The sequence below is a fragment of the Flavobacterium sp. WG21 genome (assembly GCF_000335775.1).
GTDB lineage: Bacteria > Bacteroidota > Bacteroidia > Flavobacteriales > Flavobacteriaceae > Flavobacterium > Flavobacterium tructae.
In genome coordinates this window covers 48476-73620 of record NZ_AMYW01000015.1, presented here as the reverse complement: position 1 = coordinate 73620, position 25145 = coordinate 48476, and the positions used below count along the sequence as shown (strand labels likewise).

Genomic DNA, 25145 nt, shown 5'->3' with positions numbered 1-25145 from the left:
TTTTTTTAAACGTCAAAAATTGCTCACAAAGACGCAGAGCTCCAAAGTTTTATTAAAAAAACTTCAAAAAAAATACACTTTAAGGATAGAAAATACTTTGAAATACCACCATGAATAAAAGAGTTGTAATTACTGGAATGGGAATTTATTCTTGTATCGGAACTTCTTTAGATGAAGTAAAGGAATCTTTATACCAGGGAAAATCAGGTATTCAGTTTGATTCTGAAAGAAAAGAATTTGGTTTCCAATCGGCCCTAACGGGAATGGTTCCGAAGGCTGATTTAAAAAATTTATTGACCCGCAGACAGCGAATGAGCATTGGTGAAGAGACCGAGTATGCTTATATGGCTACGATCGAAGCATTGAAAAATGCGAATATAGATGATGCCTTTTTTGAAGAACGCGAAGTGGGAATTATGTACGGAAACGACAGTGTGTCTAAAGCTGTTATTGAAGCTACTGATATTGTCAGAGATAAAAAAGATACCGCTTTAATAGGTTCAGGTGCTATTTTTAAATCGATGAATTCAACGGTAACCATGAATTTATCAACGATTTTTAAACTTCGCGGTATCAATCTTACCGTAAGTGCAGCCTGTGCCAGCGGATCACACTCTATAGGACTCGCTTATTTTTTAATCAAGAGCGGATTTCAGGACGTTATCATCTGTGGAGGCGCACAGGAAATCAATAAATATGCGATGAGCAGTTTTGATGGTTTGGGTGTTTTTTCGGCCAGAGAAAACGAACCGGAAAAAGCTTCCCGTCCGTTCGACAAAGATCGTGACGGATTAATTCCAAGTGGTGGCGGTGCAACGTTAATTCTGGAGAGCTATGAATCGGCTATTGCCAGAGGCGCAACCATCATTGCCGAAGTTGCAGGTTACGGATTCTCTTCAAACGGCGGACATATCTCGACGCCTAATGTTGAAGGGCCGTCTATAGCCATGCAACGAGCGCTTGACGATGCACAGCTAAAAGCAACGGATGTTGATTATATAAATGCTCACGCAACCTCAACCCCTGTTGGAGACGGAAATGAAGCCAAAGCCATTTTTGAAGTTTTCGGAGAGAGAAATCCATATGTAAGTTCTACCAAATCGATGACAGGTCACGAATGCTGGATGGCAGGAGCAAGCGAAGTAATCTACTCTATCCTAATGATGCAGCACGATTTCATTGCTCCAAACATCAATTTAGAAAATCCTGACGAAGATGCTGCTAAATTAAATTTGGTCAAAACTACTTTAAACAAAAAATTTGACATATTTTTGTCCAATTCCTTCGGATTCGGAGGAACCAACTCTGCGTTGGTGGTTAAAAAGTTTAAATTGAACGATGAATAAAGAAGAGATTATAGCAAGAATTAATGGTTTTTTGGTTGATGAATTTGAAGTAGACAATGATGATATCGAACCGGATGCTAATTTAAAAAACACACTTGGATTAGATAGTTTAGATTATGTAGATTTAGTAGTCTCGATCGAATCTAACTTTGGTGTAAAACTGGTAGAAGCTGATTTTGTTGGAATTGCTACTTTTCAGAATTTTTATGACCTTATTGAAACCAAACTAAAAGCTAAAGCTGTTTAATGAGTCAATGGGATGGCAAATCAAAAGGAACAGTTTTAGGCTATAGAATATTCGTTTTTTTAATACAAAAAGCGGGTATTAAGGCTGCTTATGTCCTGCTTTATTTTGTTGCTTCATATTACTTTTTGTTTTTAAAAAAAAGCAACAAAGCCATTTTCTATTACTTTAAAGAAAGGCTTCAATATTCCTGGTTCAAATCTAAAAAAATGGTCTTCAAAAGTTACTATACTTTTGGACAGACGATCATTGATAAAATTTCCATTTCGGCAGGAATGCGAAACAGATTCACTTATGAATTTGATGGAATTGAGGTACTGAAAAAACTCCTGGCCGAGAAAAAGGGAGGTGTTTTAATTAGTGCTCATGTTGGAAATTTCGAAATTGCCGAACATTTCCTGGGTGATATTGATCTTAATTTTCAAATCAATCTGGTTACTACCGATTTGGAACATTCTGCTATAAAAAACTATCTGGAAAGCGTTACCCAAAAACCTACCGTAAAATTTATCATCATTAAAGACGATTTGTCTCATATTTTTGAGATCAATGCCGCTTTGGCTAATAACGAATTGGTTTGTTTTACCGGCGATCGTTACTTTGAAGGCACCAAATCTCTTTCGGAAAACCTATTGGGTAAGGAAGCCAATTTTCCTGCGGGTCCGTTTTTAATTGCTTCGCGATTAAAAGTTCCTGTTGTTTTTGTTTATGTAATGAAAGAACCAAACTTACATTATCATTTGTACGCCAGAGAAGCTGCCTCGAAACATCGTGATGAAAAAGGATTGCTGAAAGAATATGTACAAAGCGTTGAAACTATTCTGCAAAAATATCCTTTGCAATGGTTCAATTATTTTGACTTCTGGAATAATCTGAAATAAAACTTAAAAAATCTCGCTGAGACGCGAAGTCGAAAAGTTTTTACTCCGTTTTGTCATTTCGACCGAAGGGAGAAATCACACCCGTTTAGTCACAAAGATTGTCGACTTAGTTTGCGGAGTTTCTTATGTGATTTCTCCCTTCGGTCGAAATGACAAACTGTACTTAAAAATTCATTTCAAATTAAAACTTTGCGCCTTCGCATCTTTGCGAGATTAAAAAAACAACAAAAATTCATCGCCAAAAACAATTCATTTAAACAAGAAAATTCGTTTAAATAAATTTGCCTATTTTTGTTCGCAACCAAAAGCAAATAAACCTCAATGAAAAATGTTCTTGTTATTTATTATACGCAGTCTGGACAACTGGGAACAATTGCACGAAATATTGCTAAACCCTTCCTGAATTCAGAGGAGATAAATGTAACTTTTCACGAAATACAACTACAGAAATCTTTTCCTTTTCCATGGAATAAAGACGCTTTTTTCGACGCTTTTCCCGAATCATTTCTGCAAATTCCAACCGAACTAAAACCGGTTCCGGAAGAAATTCTAAACACCAAATACGATCTGGTATTGTTTCACTATCAGGTTTGGTATTTGTCCCCTTCTATTCCGATTAACTCTTTTCTGAAAAGTGCCGAAGCCAAAAAAATATTAAACAACACACCTGTTATCACCATAAGCGGTTCTCGTAATATGTGGATTATGGCGCAGGAAAAAATCAAAGTTTTACTAAAAGAAGCCAATGCTCAGCTTGTTGGAAATGTGGCTTTAGTAGATCGTGTTGGAAATTTAATCAGTGTAATTACGATTGTAGAATGGATGTTTTCGGGCGTAAAGAAAAAATATCTTGGTATTTTTCCACTGCCGGGAGTATCAGAAAAAGACATTCAGGAATCAGATAAATTTGGAGAAACAATACTTTCCGAATTTAAGCAAAATCAATTACAGAACTTACAGCCTAAATTAGTTGCCATTGATGCCGTTAAGATCAGCTCTTATTTGGTCACCGTTGATAAAACGGCAAATAAAATTTTTAATAAGTGGTCGAATCTGATTTATAAAAATCAAAAAAACAGAAAAACACTTCTTAAAGTATTTAATGTTTATTTATTCCTTGCAATATGGTTAATCTCGCCAATAGTGTATATATTGCACCTTATTACCTACCCCTTTAAGTTAAATACCATAAAAAGAGAAACTCAATATTATCAAGGAGTTTAGAAGACGAAATTAGATTATGTTTGAAGTATATATTACCAAAGCCGCAAAGTATTTGCCAAATGAAGCCATTTCTAATGATGAGATGGAAAGTTATTTAGGCCTCATTAATGATGCTGCCTCTAAAGCAAGACGTATTATTTTGCGCAATAATAAAATCACAACTCGTTATTACGCAATAGATAAGTCCGGGAAAAGCACGCATAACAACGCCGAGTTAACCCGAAATGCAATTCTGCAATTGTTTGATGAAAACTTTACAGCACTGGATCTTGAAGTACTTTCCTGCGGAACCTCAACACCTGATATCTTTCTTCCTTCACATGCTGCGATGGTACACGGTTTATTGAAAAACAAATCTGTAGAACTAAATTCTTCAACAGGAGTTTGCTGTGCAGGTATGAATTCTTTAAAATTTGGTTTCCTTTCTGTAAAATCCGGAAACTCTAAAAATGCCATTTGTACCGGATCTGAAAAGGTCTCTACCTGGCTCAATGCCCAAATGTACAACCACGAAGCGGCTAATTTGAAAAATCTGGAAGAACAGCCCATCATTGCCTTCAAAAAAGATTTTTTACGCTGGATGTTATCTGATGGTGCAGGAGCGTTTTTATTAGAAAACCAACCAAAAGGAGCGATCTCATTAAAAATTGAGTGGATGGAAGCCTTTTCGTATGCTTACGAATTAGAAACCTGTATGTATGCCGGTGGTGATAAATTAGAAAATGGTGAGATCAAAGCCTGGAGCGATTATGCACCGGAACAATGGTTAAACGAATCGGTTTTTGCTATCAAACAAGATGTGAAATTACTGGACGAGTTTATTCTTTCCAAAGGAGCAGAAAGTATGAAAGATGCTATGGATAAAAATAATATCACATCAGATCATGTCGATTATTTTATCCCTCACGTTTCTTCTAACTTTTTTGTGGAAGGACTAAAAAAAGGACTGAATGAAAAAGGAATCGGTATGGCCGATGAAAAATGGTTCATGAATCTTTCAAGAGTTGGAAATGTCGGTTCTGCCTCTATTTACTTAGCTTTGGAAGAATTAATGAATTCAGGAAATTTGAAAAAAGGAGAACGTATTTTATTATCTGTTCCGGAAAGCGGAAGATTCTCTTTTGCGTATGCTTATTTAACTGTTTGCTAATGGAAACTGCTTTACTTTTAGAAAAAAACGCTGTCGAAAATTTATTGCCACAAAAATTTCCTTTTGTTATGGTTGATAAAATGTATTCGTTTACCGAGACCTCATTGGTTTCGGGATTAAAAATTGAAAACGATAATATTTTTTCTGACAACGATACCTTTTTAGAAGCAGGTTTAATCGAGCATATGGCGCAATCTGTGGCTTTGCACACGGGCTATCAATTTTTCCTGAAAAACGAAACAGCCCCAACAGGCTACATTGGATCGATCAAAGAAATTGAAATAAAAAAGTTACCCAAGGTCAACGACACAATTCAATCGACCATAACTATTTTACAGGAGTTTGCCGGAATTACTCTGGTAGACATCGTAACGTGTCTGAATAATGAAGAAATTGCGAACGGACAAATGAAGACCGTTTTAGCCAAATAATATAATAGGAATGAAAACCGGAGTCGACATACAAAACTACCTACCCCACAGAGCACCATTGCTTATGGTGGATTTAATTTTGGATATAAATTCTAGTTTTGTAGAAACCACATTTTTGATCCGTGAAGACAATATTTTTGTTGACAACAACATTTTTATTGAAGCCGGGCTCATCGAAAATACCGCACAAACCTGTTCCTCAATTGTAGGTAAAAAATATTTTTTTGACGATGACGGAACAGAAAATGAAAACGTAAATGTAATTGGTTTCATCAGTGCTATAAAGAATCTGAAAGTACATGCACTGCCAAAAGTTAATGACACTATTATTACCAAAGCAAATTTAGTTTCAAAATTTGCGGGTGACGATTATACTTTATGCACCATGAGCTGCGAAAGTTTAGTTGATGACAAACTACTTTTAGAATGCGAAATTAATCTGTTCATTCAACAAACGATTTCGGCTATTTCATAACTTCTCCCGAAAATAAAAAGGCCATGGAAAAAGAAAAAGTACCACAAGACAGCGGCAATTTAACCAAAAATAATCTCAAAGAACTGCTTTATGCCACCGATGAAAATGGCGACTATACCACAACTTTAAGTACAGGTTGGGAGCCTAAAACCATCGCATTATCCAATTCGATTGATGACATAAACGAACGAATTGCCGAAGCAAAACAACAGGTAGAAATGGGTGAAGTAAGTCCGATTTGTTATTATATGGAACTTAATAAAATGGATCTCACCATTCTTTCCAGTTATGTTGGAATGTGGAAATGGCGTGTAAAAAGACATTTTAAACCCTCTGTTTTTGCCAAATTGAGCAACACTACTTTACAGAAATATGCCGATGCTTTTGAAATTTCAATAGCTGAATTAAAAAATATTAAAACCGCGTAATGCAAACTAATTTTACACATCATCAATCTGCCCATTGCGAAAATGGAGTAGCTTCGAATTTGTTAAAAAACAACGGACTGAATATCAGCGAACCAATGGTTTTTGGTATTGGCTCCGGACTTTTCTTCGTATACCTGCCGTTTATAAAAGTCAATCATGCACCGGCCATTAGTTACAGAACTTTGCCCGGACAGATTTTTAATAAACTGGCGAGTCGTTTAAACTTAAAAATAAAAAGACAAAAATTTTCTTCTGTAATAAATGCCAACAAGGCCTTAGATGAAAATTTAAAAAATAATATTCCAACCGGATTACAAGTTGGCGTGTACCATTTGAGTTATTTCCCTGATGAATACCGCTTTCATTTTAACGCACACAATTTAGTGGTTTACGGAAAAACCGAAACCGATTATCTGGTGAGTGATCCTGTAATGGAAACCGTTACCACCCTGACACATGACGAACTCGACAAGGTGCGTTTTGCCAAAGGAGCTTTTGCACCAAGAGGACAAATGTACTATCCGATTCAAATTCCGAAGGATGTTGATTTAGAAAGTGCTATTATAAAAGGAATCAAAAATACCTGCCGCGATATGTTGGCACCAATGCCTATCGTGGGTGTCCGCGGAATCAAATTTGTTTCCAAACAAATCCGAAAATGGCCTTTAAAACATGGTACTAAAAAAGCCAATCATTATTTAGCACAAATGGTTCGTATGCAGGAAGAAATAGGTACCGGAGGCGGAGGTTTTCGATTTATTTATGCCGCTTTTTTACAGGAAGCTTCAGTTATTCTGAACAATGAAGAATTAAAATCCCTTTCAAAAGAGATGACACAAATCGGAGATTCATGGCGTGATTTTGCCGTTGAAGCCTCAAGAATTTACAAAAACAGAAGCGCCAAAGAAGATGCCTACAATACAATTGCCGATGAACTTCTGGACATTGCCAATCGTGAAGAAATCTTTTTCAAAAAACTAAAAAAAGCTATTAGCTAAGAATATTTTGCAATCCATAATAAAAATAGAATCCCTTTCGAAAAAGTACAAAAATGCAGATCTGTATTCTTTGAACGATGTTTCGTTGGAGATTAATCAAGGTCAGATTTTTGGGTTATTGGGACCAAATGGTGCCGGAAAAACTACTTTAATCTCCATGCTTTGCGGGTTGATCAAACCAACTTCAGGGCATTTCACTATTGATAGTCTGAATTATACCCATCATTCCTCCAAAATCAAAAAAATAATTGGCGTTGTCCCTCAGGAATATGCATTGTATCCTACATTGACAGCCCGGGAAAATTTACATTATTTCGGAAGCATGTACGGACTAAAAGGCAATTACCTAAAAGACAAGGTCATTGAAACCTTAGATCTTTTAGGATTGTTAAAATTTGCCGACAAGCGTATTGAGACTTTCTCAGGCGGTATGAAACGCAGAGTCAATTTGATTGCCGGAATTTTACACAATCCCAAAGTTTTGTTTTTAGACGAACCAACCGTGGGTGTTGATGTACAATCGAAAAATGCCATCATAGACTATTTAAAATTCTTAAATCAAAACGGAACCACCATTATATATACGTCACACCATTTAGCAGAAGCGGAAGATTTCTGTACTCATATTGCCATTTTAGATCGCGGCAGAATTTATGCCCAAGGTACACCTTCGAGCCTAATTGCTTCTACTGAAGAAGCCCGCAATCTTGAAGAAGTTTTTATTTCATTAACCGGTAAAGACTTTAGAGATGGTATATAAAATTTGGATGTCGGTCGTAAAAGAATTCCTCCTGCTCAAACGAGATCTGGGCGGTTTGATCATTTTATTCATCATGCCTTTGGTTTTGGTAATCACCGTAACCTTGATTCAGGACAGTACTTTCAAAACCGTTAGCGATAACAAAATTCAGATTTTACTGGTCGATAACGACAAGGGTTCAGTGTCTAAAACCGTTTTTGATAATTTGGAGAAAAGTCAGCTTTTTAGTGTGGTCACACAAATTGATCATAAACCCATTACGGAAGAAATTGCCAGGGAAGCCGTTTACAAAGGAAAATTTCAACTTGCCATTGTAATTCCGGAAAAACTAAGTGTTGATCTGCAAACCAAAATTGATCAGAATGTCGAAAACATTGTGAGCAAAATGGGGCTAACAGAAACAGATACCTCGGCTCAAGCCAAAAAACCGAAAGTAATTAAAGAAAAAGAAGTCAAATTGTATTTTGATCCTGCGGTTCAAATGAGCTTCAAAAATGCCGTGATGAGTTCCATCGATAAGATGATTTCACAGATCGAAACCAAGTCTATTTATACCACTTTTCAAAATCAGCTGGGAGAAGGAAATGCCGAATTTGAACAAAAAAGTTTCATCACTTTTAAAGAAATTATTCCGAAAATAAACAACAAAGAAGTGCGTCCGAACTCCGTGCAGCATAATGTTCCGGCCTGGACCCTTTTTGCAATATTCTTTATTGTAATTCCGTTGTCTATTAATATTGTAAAAGAAAAATCACAGGGAACGTTTGTTCGTTTATTGACCAATCCGGTTTCTAATATTGTGGTTATAATTGGTAAAACCATCACCTATTCTGTCATTTGTATGATACAGTTTTACATGATGGTTGCTGTGGCAATCTTTTTATTTCCACATATTGGTTTGCCTCCTTTGAATGTTGAAGGCCATTTATTTTTAATGAGTGTTGTAGCCTTATTTTCAGGTTTCGCGGCGATTGGTTTCGGAATTTTATTGGGAACGGTCGCAAGCACGCAGGAACAATCGGCTCCTTTTGGTGCGACAAGTGTTATTATCCTGGCGGCGATTGGCGGAATCTGGGTTCCCGTTTTTGCAATGCCGGGCATCATGCAGCTTATTGCCAAATCATCACCCATGAACTGGGGATTAGAAGCTTTCTATGACGTTTTACTCCGCAACGTATCTTTCCTTGAAATCATTCCAAAAATAAGTTTGCTATTTTTGTTCTTTATTATCACAACATCCATTGCATTATTCTATGACAAAAAGAAAAGAACAGTTTAACGAAGCAACCGAACTAACCGTTTCACATGAAATCAGAATTCGTTTTAACGAAACGGATCCGCTTGGAATCGTGTGGCACGGCAATTATATCACCTATTTTGAAGACGGACGTGAAGCTTTTGGTCGCCAACACGGACTTACGTATTTGGACATTGCCAAAACAGGCTACACAACTCCTATCGTAAAATCGAAATGCGAACACAAATTGTCTTTGCGTTATGGCGATGTGGTAACCATAGAAACTACGGTAATTGACACACCCGCCGCCAAAATGATCTATCGTTTCAGAATACTGGACGATAAAGGTGAAGTGGCTTGTACCGGAGAAACCGTTCAGGTATTTTTAGATCAGGAAGGAAATCTAATGCTGACTAATCCTCCTTTTTATGAAGAATGGAAACGAAAAGTTGGGCTGTTGAAGTAAAACACGAATGGCACGAATTTTCACAAATTTAAGAATAAAACAAGCAGTGCAAATCTGCCTAATCTGCTAAATCTGCGTGCTATAAAAATCACGCTGAAATAAAATCATAAAATGTTAAAAGAAATATACATTACACAAACCAACTGCATCACACCATTAGGTTTTGATGTCGAATCAAACGTTGAAGCGATTCTTCGAGGAGATTCCGGCATTCAGCTTCACAATGATATTTCTTTGATGCCGATTCCTTTTTATGGTTCGGTGATAAATAACGAAAAACTCAACCGTACCTTTGCAAAAATAAGTACGGAAACCCAATATTCCCGTTTAGAGAAAATGATGATTCTGGCTTTAGAACCGATTATCAAAAATTCGAAAGTTGAATTAAACTCAAAAACTGCTTTTATTCTTTCGACCACAAAAGGAAATGTAACGGCTTTAAAAAATAATTCTGCTGACAGTTTTACTAATGCACATTTAGATGTTTTGGCAAAAAATGTTGCCACTTTTTTCGGATTTCAAACACAACCTATTGTGGTATCGAATGCCTGTGTATCTGGAATTTTAGCTATTTCTGTTGCCAAAAGAATGATTCAGTCAGGTCTTTATGACCATGCTTTTGTCGTGGCGGGTGACGAAGTTTCGGAATTTGTTTTGTCCGGTTTTAATGCTTTTCAGGCTATGAGCGATTTGCCATGCAAACCGTATTCTAAAAACAGAACCGGTGTAAGTTTGGGGGAGGCGACGGCAGCAGTGTTAGTTACCGCCGAAACTGCAAATGCCAAAATAAAAGTTATCGGAGACAGTTCGATAAACGATGCCAATCATATTTCTGGTCCTTCAAGAACAGGTGAAGGTTTGTTCAGAAGTATTCAAAATGCTTTGAAAGAAGCCCAAATAGAAGTTAACAAAATCGATTATATTTCAGCACACGGAACCGCAACGCCTTTCAACGACGAAATGGAAGCCATCGCTTTAAATCGTTTAAGTCTGCAAAATGTCCCAGTCAATAGTCTGAAAGGATTTTACGGTCATACCTTAGGCGCTTCCGGATTATTGGAAACCGTAATTGCTATTGAATCTGCCAATCAAAATATACTTTTCGAATCAAAAGGTTTTGACGAGATGGGCGTGACCGAGCCGATCAATGTTATTGAAACAAATAAAGAGCATAATATTGAGTATTTTTTGAAAACAGCTTCCGGATTTGGGGGTTGTAATACGGCGGTAATATTTGAAAAAGTAAAAAATGATTAGCCACGAATTGCACTAATTTTCACAGATTAATTAGTGTAATTTAACCCCAAAATCAATTCGTGCTAATTTGTGCAATTAGTGTTAAATTAAAATAATGAATCCAAACAAAACCAACATACAATCCTATTGCACCATTGAAAACAACGAAATTGTTTTGAACGGAACTTCGGTATTCAAAATTGAACCGACCAATTTTAGTGATTTCTCTAAACAGGCCTATCGCAATTTTGACCTGCAATATCCAAAGTTTTTCAAAATGGATGCTTTGAGTAAACTGGCTTTTTTAGGAGCTGAATTACTTTTAAGTCCGATAACTTCTGATGAAAAAGAGAACAATATTGCCTTGGTTCTGGCCAACAAATCCTCGAGTTTAGATACCGATGTGAAATACCAGGAATCTATTTCCGACAAAGAAAACTACTTTCCGAGTCCGGCAGTTTTTGTTTATACCCTGCCAAATATTTGTCTGGGCGAAATAAGTATCCGCCATCAGCTGAAAAGTGAAAATTCTTTCTTTATATTTGATGCCTTTAACACCGAATTTATATCCAATTATTCTACTATTCTTCTGAATACAAATAAAGCCGATAGGGTTCTTTGTGGCTGGGTAGAATTTTTCAATGACGATTACAAGGCTTTTCTTTGCACCATTAACAAAGAAGAAAGCACAAAATATAACAACGAAACTATCAATACATTATACAATAAATAATCATGGAAGCATTAAAAGAAGAATTAAAAAACAAAATCATTACTACTTTAAACCTTGAAGATATCGCGATCGAAGATATTGCAGATAACGATCCTTTGTTTGGAGATGGTTTAGGTTTAGACTCCATTGATGCGCTTGAATTGATCGTGATTCTGGATAAAGATTACGGAATTAAACTGGTAGACCCGAAAGAAGGAAAAACCATTTTTCAATCCATCGAAACGATGGCGGCCTACATTAGCGCTAACAGAACGAAATAGATTTTTAGATTGTTGGATTATTAGACTTTTAGATTTCTTAAATGAAAATATTCAAAAATCTAATTCAAAATAGTTTTTAAGACTTTTATGAACCAAAAAGAATAGTCCAACAATCCAACAATCCAACAATCCAATAATCCAATAATCTAAAATGACAAAAGGTGTTGCAATAACCGGAATGGGAATTATCTCCTCGATTGGAAATTCAGTCGAAGAAAATTACATTTCGTTAATCGAAAATAAAGTTGCGGTAACGCGTATCGAAAACATTGAAACGATTCACGCTGCTATAAATAAGGTAGGGGAGATTAAAAAAACCAATGATGAATTGGTTCAGGAATTAGAACTTACTCCCGATAATAACTTTTCGAGAACTGCGATGATTGGCACTTTTGCAGCGAAACAGGCTGTTAAAAATGCCGGAATTACGGCAATAAACGAATTCAGAACCGGGCTCATTTCGGCGACAAGCGTGGGTGGAATGGATATGACCGAAAAGCATTATTACGATTATTTCAAACATCCTGAACTTGTCAAATACATTACTTGTCATGATGCTGGCGATGTAGCCGAAAAAATTGCAGATGAGTTAGGTTTAAAAGGAATTGTTACCACCATAAGTACAGCTTGTTCATCGGCAGCAAACGCAATTATGCTGGGTGCAAGACTTATAAAATCCGGAAAACTGGACCGCGTAATTGTTGGCGGAACCGACGCTCTGGCAAAATTTACGATCAACGGCTTCAAAACCCTCATGATTTTATCTGACGAATACAACAAACCTTTCGACAACAACCGAAAAGGACTAAATCTGGGTGAAGCAGCCGCTTTTCTGGTTTTAGAATCTGATGAAGTCGTTCAGAAACAAAACAAAAAAGTTCTGGCCCGTGTTTCAGGTTATGGCAATGCCAATGATGCTTTTCACCAAACGGCTTCTTCAGAAAATGGAGACGGTGCTTACCTGGCCATGAAAAAAGCCTTTGACGTTTCGGGTTTAAAACCAAATGAAATTGACTATATCAACGTGCACGGAACAGCCACTCCCAACAATGATTTGTCTGAAGGAAGAGCTATACTTCGAATTTACGGTGATGAAAAAGTACCCGATTTTAGTTCGACAAAACCTTATACAGGACATACTTTGGCAGCTGCGGCGGCCATTGAAGCTGTTTACAGCGTTCTGGCGATTCAGAATAATGTGGTTTACCCCAATCTCAATTTTGAAACACCAATGGAAGAGTTTGACTTAAAACCACAAACGACTTTAAAGAATAAAAATATTGAACACGTTTTATCAAACTCTTTTGGGTTTGGAGGAAACTGTTCCACTCTTATCTTTTCAAAATGCAATTAAAAAAAACATATATAAATGGAATAGGTTGTATTTCGACTCAAAAAACATTTGATACTGTTTTTTTAGAAGAAGCCACACACAACCTCAACGAGAATGTACTAAAAATCGTTCCGCCGGTTTACAAGGATTATATTTCTCCTGCTGCCATAAGAAGAATGGCAAAAGGTGTAAAAAACGGAATCGTGGCCTCGGCAATTGCCATGAAAGATGCACAACTCGAAAATGTGGATGCCATTATTACCGGAACAGGATTAGGATGTATTGAAGATTCTGAAAAATTCCTGACCAACATCCTCGATAATGATGAGCAATTCTTAACACCAACTTCATTCATTCAATCGACTCATAATACAGTTGGCGCTCAAATTGCGTTGTTGCAAAAATGCAACGGTTACAATTTTACCTATGTCAACGGAGCGGTCTCTTTTGAATCGGCACTTTTAGATGCTAAAATGCAAATTGAGGAAGAAGAAGTACAGTCTGTTCTTGTGGGCGGTGTCGATGAAAATGGCGATTATACTACTGCGCTTTTTAAATTGTCAGGACGTATCAAACCAGACGGTCAACAACCCTACAACCTTTTAGATGCTACTACAAGTGGTGCCGTTTATGGAGAAGGTGCCAGTTTTTTTGTTTTAGAAAATGAGCGAAAAGAAACTACCTATGCTGAAGTACTGGACATTGCCATAGTAAATACTCTGGAAGAGAATGAAATTGAAGCAGCAATCAGATCCTTTTTGAAATCCAATCAATTAGAAATTTCAGATGTTGATGCTTTGATTTTAGGATTTGACGGTAATGCAGATTTTGAAAATTATTATAAAAATCTAACCCAAAAGGACTTCGCTCAAACCCCGCAATTGTATTACAAACATTTGAGTGGTGAATACGATACAGCTTCGGCTTTTGCTTTATGGATGGCGTCTAAAATTTTAAAAACTCAGGAAATCCCTGAAATTATAAAAGTAAATTTAGTCGAAAGACCGGCTTACAATACGATTTTATTGTACAATCAGCTCAACGGAAAAAACCATAGTTTTACGTTACTTTCAAAATGATAACGCATAAAAACATTTCGTTATTCTTTCTCTTTGTATTGCTGCTACTGCTTCTTCTGAATCTCTATACAGCAATTAACGGAGTATGGTTTATCGCAATTGTTTTAATTTGGTTAGGTATAAATGCTGTGGGCTCTGCTGTAATTTCTTCTAATTATCACGTAAAAACTTACTGCAATAATTCCTCAGAAACCCAAAAGAAAATTGCGATTACCTTTGATGACGGACCCTCTATTTTTACTCCGGAAGTTTTGGCTCTTTTAAAGAAATATGAAGTCAAAGCTACTTTTTTCTGCATCGGAAAAAACATCGAAACTCATCCTGAAATCGTACAACAAATTATAGCAGAAGGGCATTTGGTTGGCAATCATTCGTACAGCCATTCTCCTTTTTTTGATTTTTACAATGCTAAAAAAATCACGACTGAAATTCAGAAAACAGACGCTCTTTTAGAAAAATACACCTCCAAAAGAATAAACTTCTTCCGCCCGCCCTACGGAGTTACAACACCCTCCATCCGAAGAGCTTTAAGACGTACCGGTCACAAAGTGATAGGATGGAATATTCGCTCGCTGGACGGTGGCACAACCAACCAAAGTTTAATTTTCAACCGCATCATAAAACGTATTTCTCCGGGAGGAATTGTACTTTTGCACGACACAGGAGCACATTCTGTTTTGGTACTGGAACAGTTTTTGCAATTTTTGCAGCAAAACAATTATAAAGTAATTTCAACCGAAGAACTTTTGAATCTTAATGCTTATGAAAACTGAACGCGGATAAAGCAGATTCGCTTACGCGAAGACGTGGATAAAAACGGATTTTAATACTTTAATCTGTGAGAATCCTTTAATCGGTGGCAAAATAATAAAGCGCAATTCGTAATAAATATGAAAACTAAAATAGCACTCTTAATTTTATTCATCTCAGGCAATTTGCTCGCTCAGGAACAAAAAATGTCTGATGCCGAAATTAATGCTTTCAAGCAGGATGTAAATGTAGTTTCCAAAAAAATCAAAACCCTGAGTACCGATTTTGTTCAGTACAAACACTTGGACTTTTTATCGAAAGATATTGAAACTTCGGGAAAAATGATTTTTAAAGAACCTTCTTTATTACAATGGCAATACAAGAAACCATACAATTACAGTATTGTTTTTAAAAACGGAAAGATCCTGATTAACGACGAAGGGAAGAAAAGTGCCGTTGATATTGGCAACAGCAAAATCTTTGGCAGAATCAACAAATTGATTGTTGGAAGCGTAAGCGGTAATATGTTTGACGACAAGGAGTTTGTCATTTCTTATTTCAAATCAAAAGGACAGAATATAGCGAAGTTTGCTCCTAAAGATGCTACTTTAAAAAAATACATCAAACAAATTGAACTGACTTTCGACAAAGAAGAAGCAACCGTAATTCAGGTAAAACTGTTAGAGTCCTCTGAAGATTATACCCGAATTGTACTTAAAAATAAAGTGATCAATGCAAAAATCGACGATTCAGTTTTTAATAATTAATTGCTTCCTTGCAATTGTTCTGGTTTCTTGTGGTGCTGTCACAAAAAACTATACTCCTAAAAAATTAGACCGAACGTCTTATCAGGTCCCTTATTTCGCAGATTCAAAAACCGATTACGTTTATAAAACCAACATCACAGTTTACGGTCATGAAATGTCTGGAATTTTCATCGCCAAAAAAATCAATGACACTACACATCGTATTGTTTTTACAACAGAATTTGGCAACAAATTAATGGATTTTGAAATTTCTGAAACAGACTTTAAAATCAATTCGATTGTATCCGAATTAGACCGAAAAATCCTTATCAATACCTTAAAAGAAGATTTTCGCTTGCTACTGAAAAAAGATTATATCTTTCAGCAACAATTCGAAAATGAATCAGCAGACATCTATAAATCACAGGATGGAAAACGTGACAACTATCTTTTTATCTCCAAAAAGGACCAAAAGTTAGAAAAGGTCGTTCAGTCTTCTAAAACAAAAGAAAAATTTACACTGACATTTAGTTCAGAAAACAATATTTTTGCTGAGAAAATTTTGATTAATCATCAAAATATTAAACTGAAAATTGAATTAAATTATTTGAAATCAGAGTAAAAATTTAAACTAAACCTAAACTTAAATCAAACCAAAAATGAAAAAAATAACCGTAATTGCCTTTGTTTTATGTATTGGAATTATAAAGTCAAATGCCCAGGTAAAGGTTAGTCCGGGATTTCGCGGAGGTTTAAATATATCGGATTTAAGTAATATGCCGGAAAATAGCAGTTCAAAATCTGATTTTTATGTGGGTGCATTAATGGCTATAAAATTCAATAAATATTTTACGTTGCAGCCTGAGTTGAATTATTCCAGACAGGGTTCTGAGATTCGTTTGTCTTATTTAGATTTTGACAACAATACTTCCCGTCGCAGAAGCCAGAAAGCCGAAATTAACTATCTTACACTTGGAGCTGTGGCTAAATTTAATTTTAAAGGAAAAGGTTTCCACGTATTAGCCGGACCCTCTATAGATTTTAAAACCAATGATAATTTTGACAAATTTGGAGAGAACCCTGTTGATGTTGACTTTGCTATTGTTGGCGGAGTTGGGTATACCCTTCCAAACGGATTAACTTTTGAAGCCCGCATAAAACAAGGATTGGTTGATATTTATGGCTACGACAGATATGATTATAATAATGAAAACAGACGCTATTATGATGACATTACTTTAAATCAGGTTTTCCAAATAGGTATTAGTTACACTTTCAAAGTAAAATAAATTAAATCATGAACAAAAGAAATTTAATAATTATCGTATTGGCCTTGTTTGCCCTAACAAGTTTACAAGCACAGGTTACCTTTAAACCCGGTTTGAGAGCAGGAGCTTCTTTTTCTACATTCTCCAATACACGTTCCGACTATAAAACTGATTTTTATATAGGTGGTTTTGGTGAAATCAAATTAACCAAAATTTACACTTTACAACCCGAAATCACGTATAGTCAGCAAGGTGCGAGTAACGTTAAAACTTTTATCAGTTATAATAACGGTAACGATGTTGTGAGTTTGAAAGATTTAGAAATTGATTATCTTTCCATTGCTGTAGTCAATAAATTTACTTTAAAAAATGGCTTTCAGTTTCAGGCTGGACCCACTTTAGATTTTAGATTACGAGACAACTTACTTTATGAAAAATCAGATATTGATCTGGCTTTTATAATGGGTATTGGTTATAGATTACCTTCCGGATTGACTTTTGAGGCCCGTTTCAAAAAAGGAATTGTGGATGTTCTTGATAGTGATTATTACGGCAGCAACGGTAACAATAATGATTATTGGTTTAGAGATTATAATACAAATGTTAGTTTTCAAATAGGTGTTTCTTATCCTTTTGGCAAATAAAAAAATATGGTTTTAAAAGATTTTTACAAAGTTCTTTCCGAAGAAAAAACAGGAGATTCTAAATACACAATTTCGATTCTGATCAATGAAAAACACGACGTTTTCAAAGGTCATTTTCCGGGCAATCCAATTATGCCGGGAGTTTGCATGATTCAGATTATAAAAGAACTTACGGAGTCTATCACCAAAAGTACTTTGATCATGCAGACACTTTCCAATGTGAAGTTTATGGCGCTGATTAATCCGGAAGTAAATCCGGAACTACGCTTAGAACTTGATATTGTTACAACAGAAGAAGATTTGGTTAAGGTGAAAAACACCACTTATTTTAACGACACCGTTGCGCTGAAACTGAGCAATGTGTACAAAAAAATATAACTATGAAATTAGTATTGTCATTGTTTTTATGGGTTCATTTTGTGAGTACTCCGGATTTATCCAGCATTAGAAAAATGTATGCCGACGTCACAAAATCAGAAGCAAACGCTAAAGAATTTTCAGAAAAACTTTCCGGTATTTCTGCCGACGATGATAAAATTCTGGTAGCCTATAAAGCGGCTTCTATTTTATTGGATTCGAAATTTAAAAACCGGTTAAAAGATAAAATGGATCGTTTTAAAGAAGGCGCAAAATTATTGGAAGCCACTATAAAAAATGATCCCAATAATATCGAAATGAGAATGATTCGCCTGAGTATTCAGGAGAACGTTCCCGGAATTACCGGCTATAGAAAAAACATTAAAGAAGACAAAAAATACCTCACTGATCATTACGCAGAGCAAAGTGCTGCCTTAAAAGAATATCTAAAAAACTTTGTTTTACAATCAAAGAGTTTCTCTGAGAAAGAGAAACAATTTGTGAAGTAGATAAAGGAAAAAAAACTCATGATACCTACTTTACCACAGCAGGAATTACTAAACGCTACAAATTTTTGTGTGATTGTTCCAACGTACAATAATCACAAAACATTGAAAAGAGTGTTGAATTCTGTTTTAGATTTCACTTCAAACGTCATTATTGTTAATGACGGTTCGACCGATGAAACTTCTGAAATTCTGAAACACTATTCGCAATGCACTCAGATTCATCATCCTAAAAATCTGGGAAAAGGAAGAGCTTTACGAAATGGTTTCAGAAAAGCAATCGAGTTAGATTTTGAGTATGCCATTACAATTGATTCGGACGGACAGCATTTTGCTGCCGATATTCCTAATTTTATTGCTGAGATTCAAAACAATCCTAATTCATTATTGATTGGGAGCCGGAATATGACTCAGGAAAATGTTCCCAAAAAGAGCAGTTTCGGAAATAAGTTTTCTAATTTCTGGTTTAAATTTGAAACCGGAATTCAACTCGACGACACTCAATCCGGTTACCGACTGTATCCCTTGAAGCTCATTCCGAAACAATTTTACACGAATAAATTTGAATTCGAAATTGAAGTAATCGTTCGCTCTGCCTGGAAAGGTATTGTGGTTAAAAATATTCCTGTTCAAATTTTGTACGATCCTGCTGAACGAGTTTCGCACTTTCGTCCGTTTAAAGACTTTACCCGCATCAGCATATTAAATACCGTTTTGGTCATTTGGGCATTGCTGTACATCAAACCCAGAGACTTTTTTAGAAAAGCAAAAAAAAAGGTTTTAAAAAATTCTTTTTAGAAGACATTTTAGAAAGTAGTGATTCCAATTTCAAAAAATCGGCAGCAATTGCTTTGGGAATTTTTATCGGAATCTCTCCTTTTTGGGGGTTCCAAACCATCCTGCTTTTAACTTTTGCTACCTTATTTAAGCTTAATAAAGTGATTGCTTTTCTGGCTTCAAATGTAAGTTTTCCGCCTTTCATTCCTTTTGTTATTTACGGGTCTTTAAAAATGGGAAGTTACTTTGTTTCAAACGATGTTATGCTAACTGCAAATGGTTCGGTTACACTTGATGATATTCAAAAAAATGCAACACAATATATCGTGGGAAGTCTTATTTTAGCATCCGTTTTAGCGCTCTCTGCAGGTCTGGTAAGTTATTTACTTTTAACCGCTTTTAGCGCTAAGAACCAAACCAAGATTACATAACGTCTTGCCACAGATTGAAAGGATTATACAGATTTTTTTTAGCCACGAATTTCACAAATTAGCACAAATTAATTGGCAAAAATTCGTGAAATTCGTGGCGAATTGGCAACAGCATTTAGAATCAATTTAATCCTTTCAATCTGTGGCAAAAAAACTGTAAGCAAAAACAATAATAAATAAACATGCATCAATACTTCTACGCCATTCATATGTTTGTAAACCGAAGAAAATCTTTATCGGTTGTTCTGGCTATTTTGATCCTTTTTGTTTTTGGATTTTTTGCCTCTCAAATTAAATTTGAAGAGGATATCACCAAACTGATTCCCACAAATGATAAAACAGATGTCACAGCAAAAGTGCTTAAACAGCTTAATTTTGCTGATAAAACTACCGTTATTTTCAAACTCGATAAAAACGGAACCGAAGACGATCTAAAAGAAATGGCAACTGCTTTTTCAGACAGTGTCACTCAATCCTGCAAGCCCTATGTAAGTGGTATTCAGGGAAAAATTGACGAAGAAAATATTCAGGAAACCATTGATTTCGTCTATCACAATCTGCCTCTTTTTCTGGAAAATAAGGATTACGAAGTCCTGCAAAGTAAACTTCAAAAAGACAGTATCGCGGCGACAGTTCAGGGAAATTATAAATCAATTATCGCTCCATCAGGATTTATCACGAAAGATTTTATTTTACAGGATCCGTTGGGAATCTCCTTTATCGCTTTAAAAAAATTACAGCAATTAAATATTGGTGACGATTTTACGCTTGACAATGGTTTTGTCATGACCAAAGACAAAAAGAAATTACTTCTTTTTATTACCTCAAATCTTCCTTCAAGCGAAACCGAACAGAATACCCTTTTTGCATCAAAACTGAAATCCATTCAGGACAATCTGAATCAGAAATACAAAACCAAAACCTCGATTCATTATTTTGGCTCTGCCCTAATCGCAGTTGCAAATGCCAATCAAATCAAGAGTGATATCATCCTGACCACATCAATCGCGATGTTTACACTGATGCTCATTTTGATTTTGTTTTATAGAAAAGTATTGATTCCGGTAATTATTTTTCTTCCTACAGTTTTTGGCGCTTTGTTTGCCATCGCCTTTTTATATTTTGCAAAAGAACAAATTTCTGCTATTTCATTAGGAATTGGTTCTATTTTACTGGGAATCACCATTGATTATTCCCTTCATATTCTCACACACTACAAGCACAACAGCGATATAAAAACCTTGTACAAAGACATTACTATGCCGGTCATCATGAGCAGTTCAACAACGGCTGTTGCCTTTTTGTGCCTGCTTTTTGTAAAATCAGATGCCTTAAATGACTTGGGGATTTTCGCTGCCGTTATCGTAATGGCTTCGGCATTTTTCTCTCTTTTAATTATTCCGCATCTCTACAAACCGAAAGAGAATAACGTAGAACACAAGAAAAATGTGATTGATAAACTGGCTCGTTTTTCCTTTCACAACAACAAATTTCTAATTGGTTTTTGTGTTTTAATAGTCATTGTTTCCTGCTTTACTTATAAGAATGTGGGATTCAACAACGATTTGTCACAACTGAATTTTATTCCGACAGAAATAAAAGCGGCTGAAAAAGATCTGGAAGAAAGTACAAGCCTCACCTCCAAAACCATTTATGTAGCATCCTATGGAAATAGTATGGAAGAGGTTTTACGAAATAACTCTGCCCTGTTCTCCGATTTATCAAAAGAAAAACAAAACGGCAAAATATTGAATTTCAGTTCTGTTGGCGGTATCATGCTTTCGCAAAAGGAGCAACAGCAAAAAATCGATCGCTGGAATTCGTTTTGGGACACCAGCAAAAAACAGCTTTTACAAACCCTACTAATTGCCGAAGGTTCCAAACTCGGATTTAAACCTACTACTTATACCGCTTTTTTTGAGCATTTGAATTTCAATTTCAAACCCATTTCCGCACAGGAATATTTGAAAATACAGGCTTTACAGCTGAAAGAATTTGTAACCGAAAAAAACGGATTCTTCACCATTTCTACTCTCGTAAAAGTGAGTCCTCAACAAAGAGATTCTTTCGTAAAATCAACTGAGACTAAACAAAAGCTGATTGCAATTGATCGCCAGCAGATGAATGAAACGTTTTTCAGTACTTTAAAAACCGATTTCAACACACTGGTAAATTATTCGTTTATAGCGGTGATTCTGATTTTATTTTTCTTTTTCCGAAGACTGGAATTGGTTATTGTAAGCTGTATTCCAATTGCTTTAACGGGAATTGTTACGGCTGGGATTATGGGTGTTTTTGGACTTCAGATGAATATATTCAGCTTGATTGTCTGTACCCTGATTTTTGGTCACGGCGTCGATTTCAGTATTTTCATGACCAGCGCCCTTCAAAAAGAATATACGACCGGAAAAAACGAAATTGCTATTTATCGAACCTCTATCATTCTTGCAGTAATCACAACAATTTTAGGAATCGGTGCAATGATTTTTGCTAAGCATCCAGCGTTGAGATCTATTTCATCCGTGTCACTAATCGGGGTTTTTGCGGCACTTATTATTACGTTTATATTCTACCCTATTCTTTTTAAAATATTCATTTCAAACCGTTCAAAAAAAGGAAATCCTCCGTTTGTCTTACGCACTTTTATACACGGTGTCATCTCTTTTTTCTATTACGGTATGGGCGGAATTTTGATGTCGCTTTTCAGTATCACTATTATGCCGCTCCTGCCGATTAAGGAGAAAACAAAAATGAAAGCCTTCCGATACGTGATCTCAAAATTCATGAAATCGGTATTGTATTCCAATCCGTTTATTCATAAAAAAGTCGTGAATAAATTTGGAGAAACCTTCGAAAAACCGGCCATTATTATTGCCAACCATTCTTCGTTCATTGATATTTTGGCAATGGGAATGCTAAGTCCTAAAATTATATTTTTAGTAAGCGACTGGGTGTACAACTCTCCTATTTTTGGCGGTACCGTCAGAAAAGCAGGTTTTTATCCGGTTTCGGAAGGAATTGAAGGCGGAGTAGAACATTTGCGCCAAAAAGTAAACGAAGGGTATTCGTTAATGATTTTCCCCGAAGGAACGCGTTCTGAGAGTAATCAGGTCAAACGTTTTCATAAAGGAGCCTTTTATCTGGCTGAAGAATTTAATCTGGATATTATTCCTGTGGTCATTCACGGAGCTTCAGAAGCGATTCCAAAAGGCGATTTTGTCATTCATCACAGCCATCTTACGATTTCAATCCTGGAACGAATTTCTCCGAACAATACTTCTTTCGGAAAAAATTATGCTGAGAGAACCAAACAAATGAGTGCTTTTTTCAAAGAAGAGTACCACAAAATTCGTCAACAATTAGAAGGTCCGGACTATTTCAAAAAAATGATTTTACACAGTTTCGATTATAAAGAAATCGAAATCATCAATAACGTCAAGAGGGATTTAAAAGAGAATCTGGAAGTCTATTATCGTTTAAACAAACAGCTTTCCGCGAAAGACAGAATACTTCATTTATCCAATGATTATGGACAATTAGATGTATTACTAACCTTGCAGGAGCCTCAGCGAAAAATAACTTCGTTTAATTTTGACGAAGAAAAAAGAGCGATTTCAAAAACCAATTATTTCCTCAAAAAAAGAAAAATCTCTTATTTAGATACGCTTGAACCAGCTTTGCAAAATCAATATGATGTTCTTTTGATTTCCGATCAAAATCAAGTGAATGATCTTGAAAAAATCATTTCTCTAACTTCTACAGTAATCTTGCTCAATCCTTCTGATTTAAAAAACACTTTGATTACATTTGATTTTGAATGTATTTTTGAAGATAACAGTATAATTGTATTAAAGAAAAAAGGAGCATGAAAGAACATTACGATGTTGTAATTGTTGGCAGTGGATTGGGTGGATTAGTCTCTTCGATTATTCTCGCCAAGGAAGGTTATAGCGTCTGCGTGCTCGAAAAAAACAATCAGTATGGTGGAAATCTCCAGACTTTTGTACGTGATAAAACCATTTTTGATACCGGAATTCATTACATCGGAGGCTTAGGAGAAGGACAAAACCTGTTCAAATATTTCAACTATTTGGGCATTATGGAGCATCTTAACCTCAAAAAAATGGACGATAACGGTTTTGACATCATCTCTTTTGAAGACGATCAAAACGAATATCCTCATGCACAGGGTTACGCTAATTTTACTTCTCAATTGGAACATTTTTTTCCGGAAGAAAAAACCGGTATCGAGGAATACTGCAAAAGAATAAAAACAATTTGCGAATCTTTTCCGCTCTACAATTTAGAATGGGAAGGTAAATACGATAATGAAATCTTAGGCTTAAACGCCAAACAGACGATCGATGAATGTACCCAAAATGAAAAACTGAAAGCAGTTCTTGCCGGTTCTAATTTTTTGTATGCCGGAATTGCCGACAAAACACCTTTTTATGTTCATGCACTTTCTGTAAATTCTTATATTCAAAGTTCGTGGCGCTGCATCAATGGCGGAAGTCAGATTACCAAGCAGCTTTTAAAACAGCTCAAAAAATACGGTGGTGAATTTTACAAATACAAAGAAGTTACCCGTTTTAATGTTGAAAATAAAAAAGTAACTTCGGTAAGCATGAAGGACGGGACCAATGTTTCCGGTTCCTATTTTATCTCTAACATCGAGCCAAAAACAACTCTGAAAATGACCGGAGAGGAACATTTCCGAAAATCATTTTACAGTAGAGTTCAAAGTCTCGAAGGCGTAATTTCGGCTTTTAGTCTGTACATCGTTTTTAAACCGAAAACTTTTAAATACATCAATCATAACCATTATCATTTTAAGAAAAGCAGCGAAGTCTGGACCGCTCATAACTATGATGATGATTCCTGGCCAAAAGGCTTTATGGCCTCAATGAATGCCTCCAAAAAACAGGAAGAATGGGCAGAAGGGATGACTTTTATTACCTACATGAAATACGATGATGTAATCCCGTGGGCAACTACTTTTAATACTACGGTTGAAGAAAATGACCGTGGCGAGAGTTACGAAGAATTTAAAGCCAAAAAAGCGACAAAGTTTTTAGAAGAAATCGAGCTGAAATTTCCGGGGATCAAAAACTGCATTCAATCTGTTCATACCTCGACACCGCTCTCCTATCGCGACTATATTGGCGGGGACAATGGCAATATGTACGGATATGTTAAGGATTCAAATAATCCGATGAAAACGCTGATTCCCTCAAAAACCAAGCTGGATAATTTGTATCTTACGGGCCAAAGTATCAACATGCATGGAGTTCTCGGAGTAACTATTGGAGCCGTGGTAACCTGTTCTGAAATTGTTGGTAAAGAATATTTGGTAAACAAAATCAATCAGGCATCTGAATAAAA

26 protein-coding genes and 1 pseudogene are annotated in these 25145 nt (G+C 35.9%); all 27 read left to right on the top strand.

Annotation, left to right across the window (positions count from 1 at the left end):
- Positions 1 to 110: 110 nt before the first annotated feature.
- On the top strand, positions 111 to 1346 hold the full coding sequence (locus C245_RS0112385; protein WP_017496916.1) for a beta-ketoacyl synthase: 1236 nt from the start codon (positions 111 to 113) through the stop codon (positions 1344 to 1346).
- Positions 1339 to 1593, top strand: coding sequence for an acyl carrier protein (locus C245_RS0112380; protein WP_017496915.1), 255 nt, complete (start codon positions 1339 to 1341; stop codon positions 1591 to 1593). The genes C245_RS0112385 and C245_RS0112380 overlap by 8 nt, the downstream gene beginning before the upstream one ends.
- Entirely contained in the window at positions 1593 to 2471 is an 879-nt protein-coding gene (locus tag C245_RS0112375) for a lipid A biosynthesis acyltransferase (protein WP_017496914.1), read from the top strand. The genes C245_RS0112380 and C245_RS0112375 overlap by 1 nt, the downstream gene beginning before the upstream one ends.
- A gap of 321 nt (positions 2472 to 2792) precedes the next feature.
- Positions 2793 to 3695, top strand: coding sequence for a hypothetical protein (locus C245_RS0112370; protein WP_017496913.1), 903 nt, complete (start codon positions 2793 to 2795; stop codon positions 3693 to 3695).
- Between the two features lie 16 nt (positions 3696 to 3711).
- A complete protein-coding gene (locus C245_RS0112365) occupies positions 3712 to 4845 on the top strand; it encodes a beta-ketoacyl-ACP synthase III (protein WP_017496912.1) in 1134 nt (377 codons plus the stop codon).
- The gene (locus tag C245_RS0112360) at positions 4845 to 5276 is read left to right on the top strand and encodes a hypothetical protein (RefSeq protein WP_017496911.1); all 432 of its coding nucleotides are present in this window, start codon (positions 4845 to 4847) and stop codon (positions 5274 to 5276) included. The genes C245_RS0112365 and C245_RS0112360 overlap by 1 nt, the downstream gene beginning before the upstream one ends.
- Before the next feature lie 10 nt (positions 5277 to 5286).
- Positions 5287 to 5751: a hypothetical protein gene (locus tag C245_RS0112355; protein WP_017496910.1), complete on the top strand. Its 465-nt coding sequence runs from the start codon at positions 5287 to 5289 to the stop codon at positions 5749 to 5751.
- Positions 5752 to 5774: 23 nt separating this feature from the next.
- Positions 5775 to 6179: a hypothetical protein gene (locus C245_RS0112350; RefSeq protein ID WP_017496909.1), complete on the top strand. Its 405-nt coding sequence runs from the start codon at positions 5775 to 5777 to the stop codon at positions 6177 to 6179.
- Positions 6179 to 7177 (top strand): BtrH N-terminal domain-containing protein, encoded by a 999-nt coding sequence (locus C245_RS0112345; protein WP_017496908.1) that lies wholly within the window; start codon positions 6179 to 6181, stop codon positions 7175 to 7177. Before C245_RS0112350 ends, C245_RS0112345 begins: the two co-directional genes overlap by 1 nt.
- Positions 7178 to 7184: 7 nt before the next feature.
- The gene (locus C245_RS0112340; RefSeq protein ID WP_017496907.1) at positions 7185 to 7937 is read left to right on the top strand and encodes an ABC transporter ATP-binding protein; all 753 of its coding nucleotides are present in this window, start codon (positions 7185 to 7187) and stop codon (positions 7935 to 7937) included.
- Positions 7927 to 9216 carry an ABC transporter permease gene (locus C245_RS0112335; protein ID WP_017496906.1) on the top strand — a complete coding sequence of 430 codons (1290 nt, stop codon included), beginning with the start codon at positions 7927 to 7929 and terminating at the stop codon, positions 9214 to 9216. The genes C245_RS0112340 and C245_RS0112335 overlap by 11 nt, the downstream gene beginning before the upstream one ends.
- On the top strand, positions 9191 to 9640 hold the full coding sequence (locus C245_RS0112330) for a thioesterase family protein (protein ID WP_017496905.1): 450 nt from the start codon (positions 9191 to 9193) through the stop codon (positions 9638 to 9640). The genes C245_RS0112335 and C245_RS0112330 overlap by 26 nt, the downstream gene beginning before the upstream one ends.
- 111 nt (positions 9641 to 9751) lie before the next feature.
- Positions 9752 to 10897: a beta-ketoacyl synthase gene (locus C245_RS0112325; RefSeq protein ID WP_017496904.1), complete on the top strand. Its 1146-nt coding sequence runs from the start codon at positions 9752 to 9754 to the stop codon at positions 10895 to 10897.
- 94 nt (positions 10898 to 10991) lie between these two features.
- The gene (locus tag C245_RS0112320) at positions 10992 to 11609 is read left to right on the top strand and encodes a 3-oxoacyl (protein WP_017496903.1); all 618 of its coding nucleotides are present in this window, start codon (positions 10992 to 10994) and stop codon (positions 11607 to 11609) included.
- 2 nt (positions 11610 to 11611) lie between these two features.
- Positions 11612 to 11869: a phosphopantetheine-binding protein gene (locus tag C245_RS0112315; RefSeq protein WP_017496902.1), complete on the top strand. Its 258-nt coding sequence runs from the start codon at positions 11612 to 11614 to the stop codon at positions 11867 to 11869.
- A gap of 151 nt (positions 11870 to 12020) precedes the next feature.
- Positions 12021 to 13223, top strand: coding sequence for a beta-ketoacyl-[acyl-carrier-protein] synthase family protein (locus C245_RS0112310; RefSeq protein ID WP_017496901.1), 1203 nt, complete (start codon positions 12021 to 12023; stop codon positions 13221 to 13223).
- Positions 13214 to 14281: a beta-ketoacyl synthase N-terminal-like domain-containing protein gene (locus C245_RS0112305; RefSeq protein ID WP_017496900.1), complete on the top strand. Its 1068-nt coding sequence runs from the start codon at positions 13214 to 13216 to the stop codon at positions 14279 to 14281. The genes C245_RS0112310 and C245_RS0112305 overlap by 10 nt, the downstream gene beginning before the upstream one ends.
- The gene (locus C245_RS0112300; RefSeq protein ID WP_017496899.1) at positions 14278 to 15054 is read left to right on the top strand and encodes a polysaccharide deacetylase family protein; all 777 of its coding nucleotides are present in this window, start codon (positions 14278 to 14280) and stop codon (positions 15052 to 15054) included. Before C245_RS0112305 ends, C245_RS0112300 begins: the two co-directional genes overlap by 4 nt.
- Before the next feature lie 117 nt (positions 15055 to 15171).
- On the top strand, positions 15172 to 15798 hold the full coding sequence (locus C245_RS0112295) for an outer membrane lipoprotein carrier protein LolA (RefSeq protein WP_026110035.1): 627 nt from the start codon (positions 15172 to 15174) through the stop codon (positions 15796 to 15798).
- Positions 15764 to 16399 carry a hypothetical protein gene (locus C245_RS0112290; protein WP_017496897.1) on the top strand — a complete coding sequence of 212 codons (636 nt, stop codon included), beginning with the start codon at positions 15764 to 15766 and terminating at the stop codon, positions 16397 to 16399. Before C245_RS0112295 ends, C245_RS0112290 begins: the two co-directional genes overlap by 35 nt.
- A gap of 37 nt (positions 16400 to 16436) precedes the next feature.
- Positions 16437 to 17066, top strand: a complete 630-nt coding sequence (locus C245_RS0112285; RefSeq protein ID WP_017496896.1) for a porin family protein — start codon at positions 16437 to 16439, stop codon at positions 17064 to 17066.
- Between the two features lie 8 nt (positions 17067 to 17074).
- Positions 17075 to 17689, top strand: a complete 615-nt coding sequence (locus C245_RS0112280) for an outer membrane beta-barrel protein (protein ID WP_017496895.1) — start codon at positions 17075 to 17077, stop codon at positions 17687 to 17689.
- Positions 17690 to 17695: 6 nt separating this feature from the next.
- Positions 17696 to 18067 (top strand): 3-hydroxyacyl-ACP dehydratase, encoded by a 372-nt coding sequence (locus C245_RS0112275; protein WP_017496894.1) that lies wholly within the window; start codon positions 17696 to 17698, stop codon positions 18065 to 18067.
- 2 nt (positions 18068 to 18069) lie between these two features.
- Positions 18070 to 18555 (top strand): hypothetical protein, encoded by a 486-nt coding sequence (locus tag C245_RS0112270; protein WP_026110034.1) that lies wholly within the window; start codon positions 18070 to 18072, stop codon positions 18553 to 18555.
- 18 nt (positions 18556 to 18573) lie between these two features.
- A pseudogene (locus C245_RS23035) lies at positions 18574 to 19760 on the top strand (DUF2062 domain-containing protein).
- 182 nt (positions 19761 to 19942) lie between these two features.
- A complete protein-coding gene (locus tag C245_RS0112255) occupies positions 19943 to 23629 on the top strand; it encodes a 1-acyl-sn-glycerol-3-phosphate acyltransferase (protein WP_035746606.1) in 3687 nt (1228 codons plus the stop codon).
- Positions 23626 to 25143 carry an NAD(P)/FAD-dependent oxidoreductase gene (locus tag C245_RS0112250; RefSeq protein ID WP_017496890.1) on the top strand — a complete coding sequence of 506 codons (1518 nt, stop codon included), beginning with the start codon at positions 23626 to 23628 and terminating at the stop codon, positions 25141 to 25143. Before C245_RS0112255 ends, C245_RS0112250 begins: the two co-directional genes overlap by 4 nt.
- Positions 25144 to 25145: the final 2 nt, after the last annotated feature.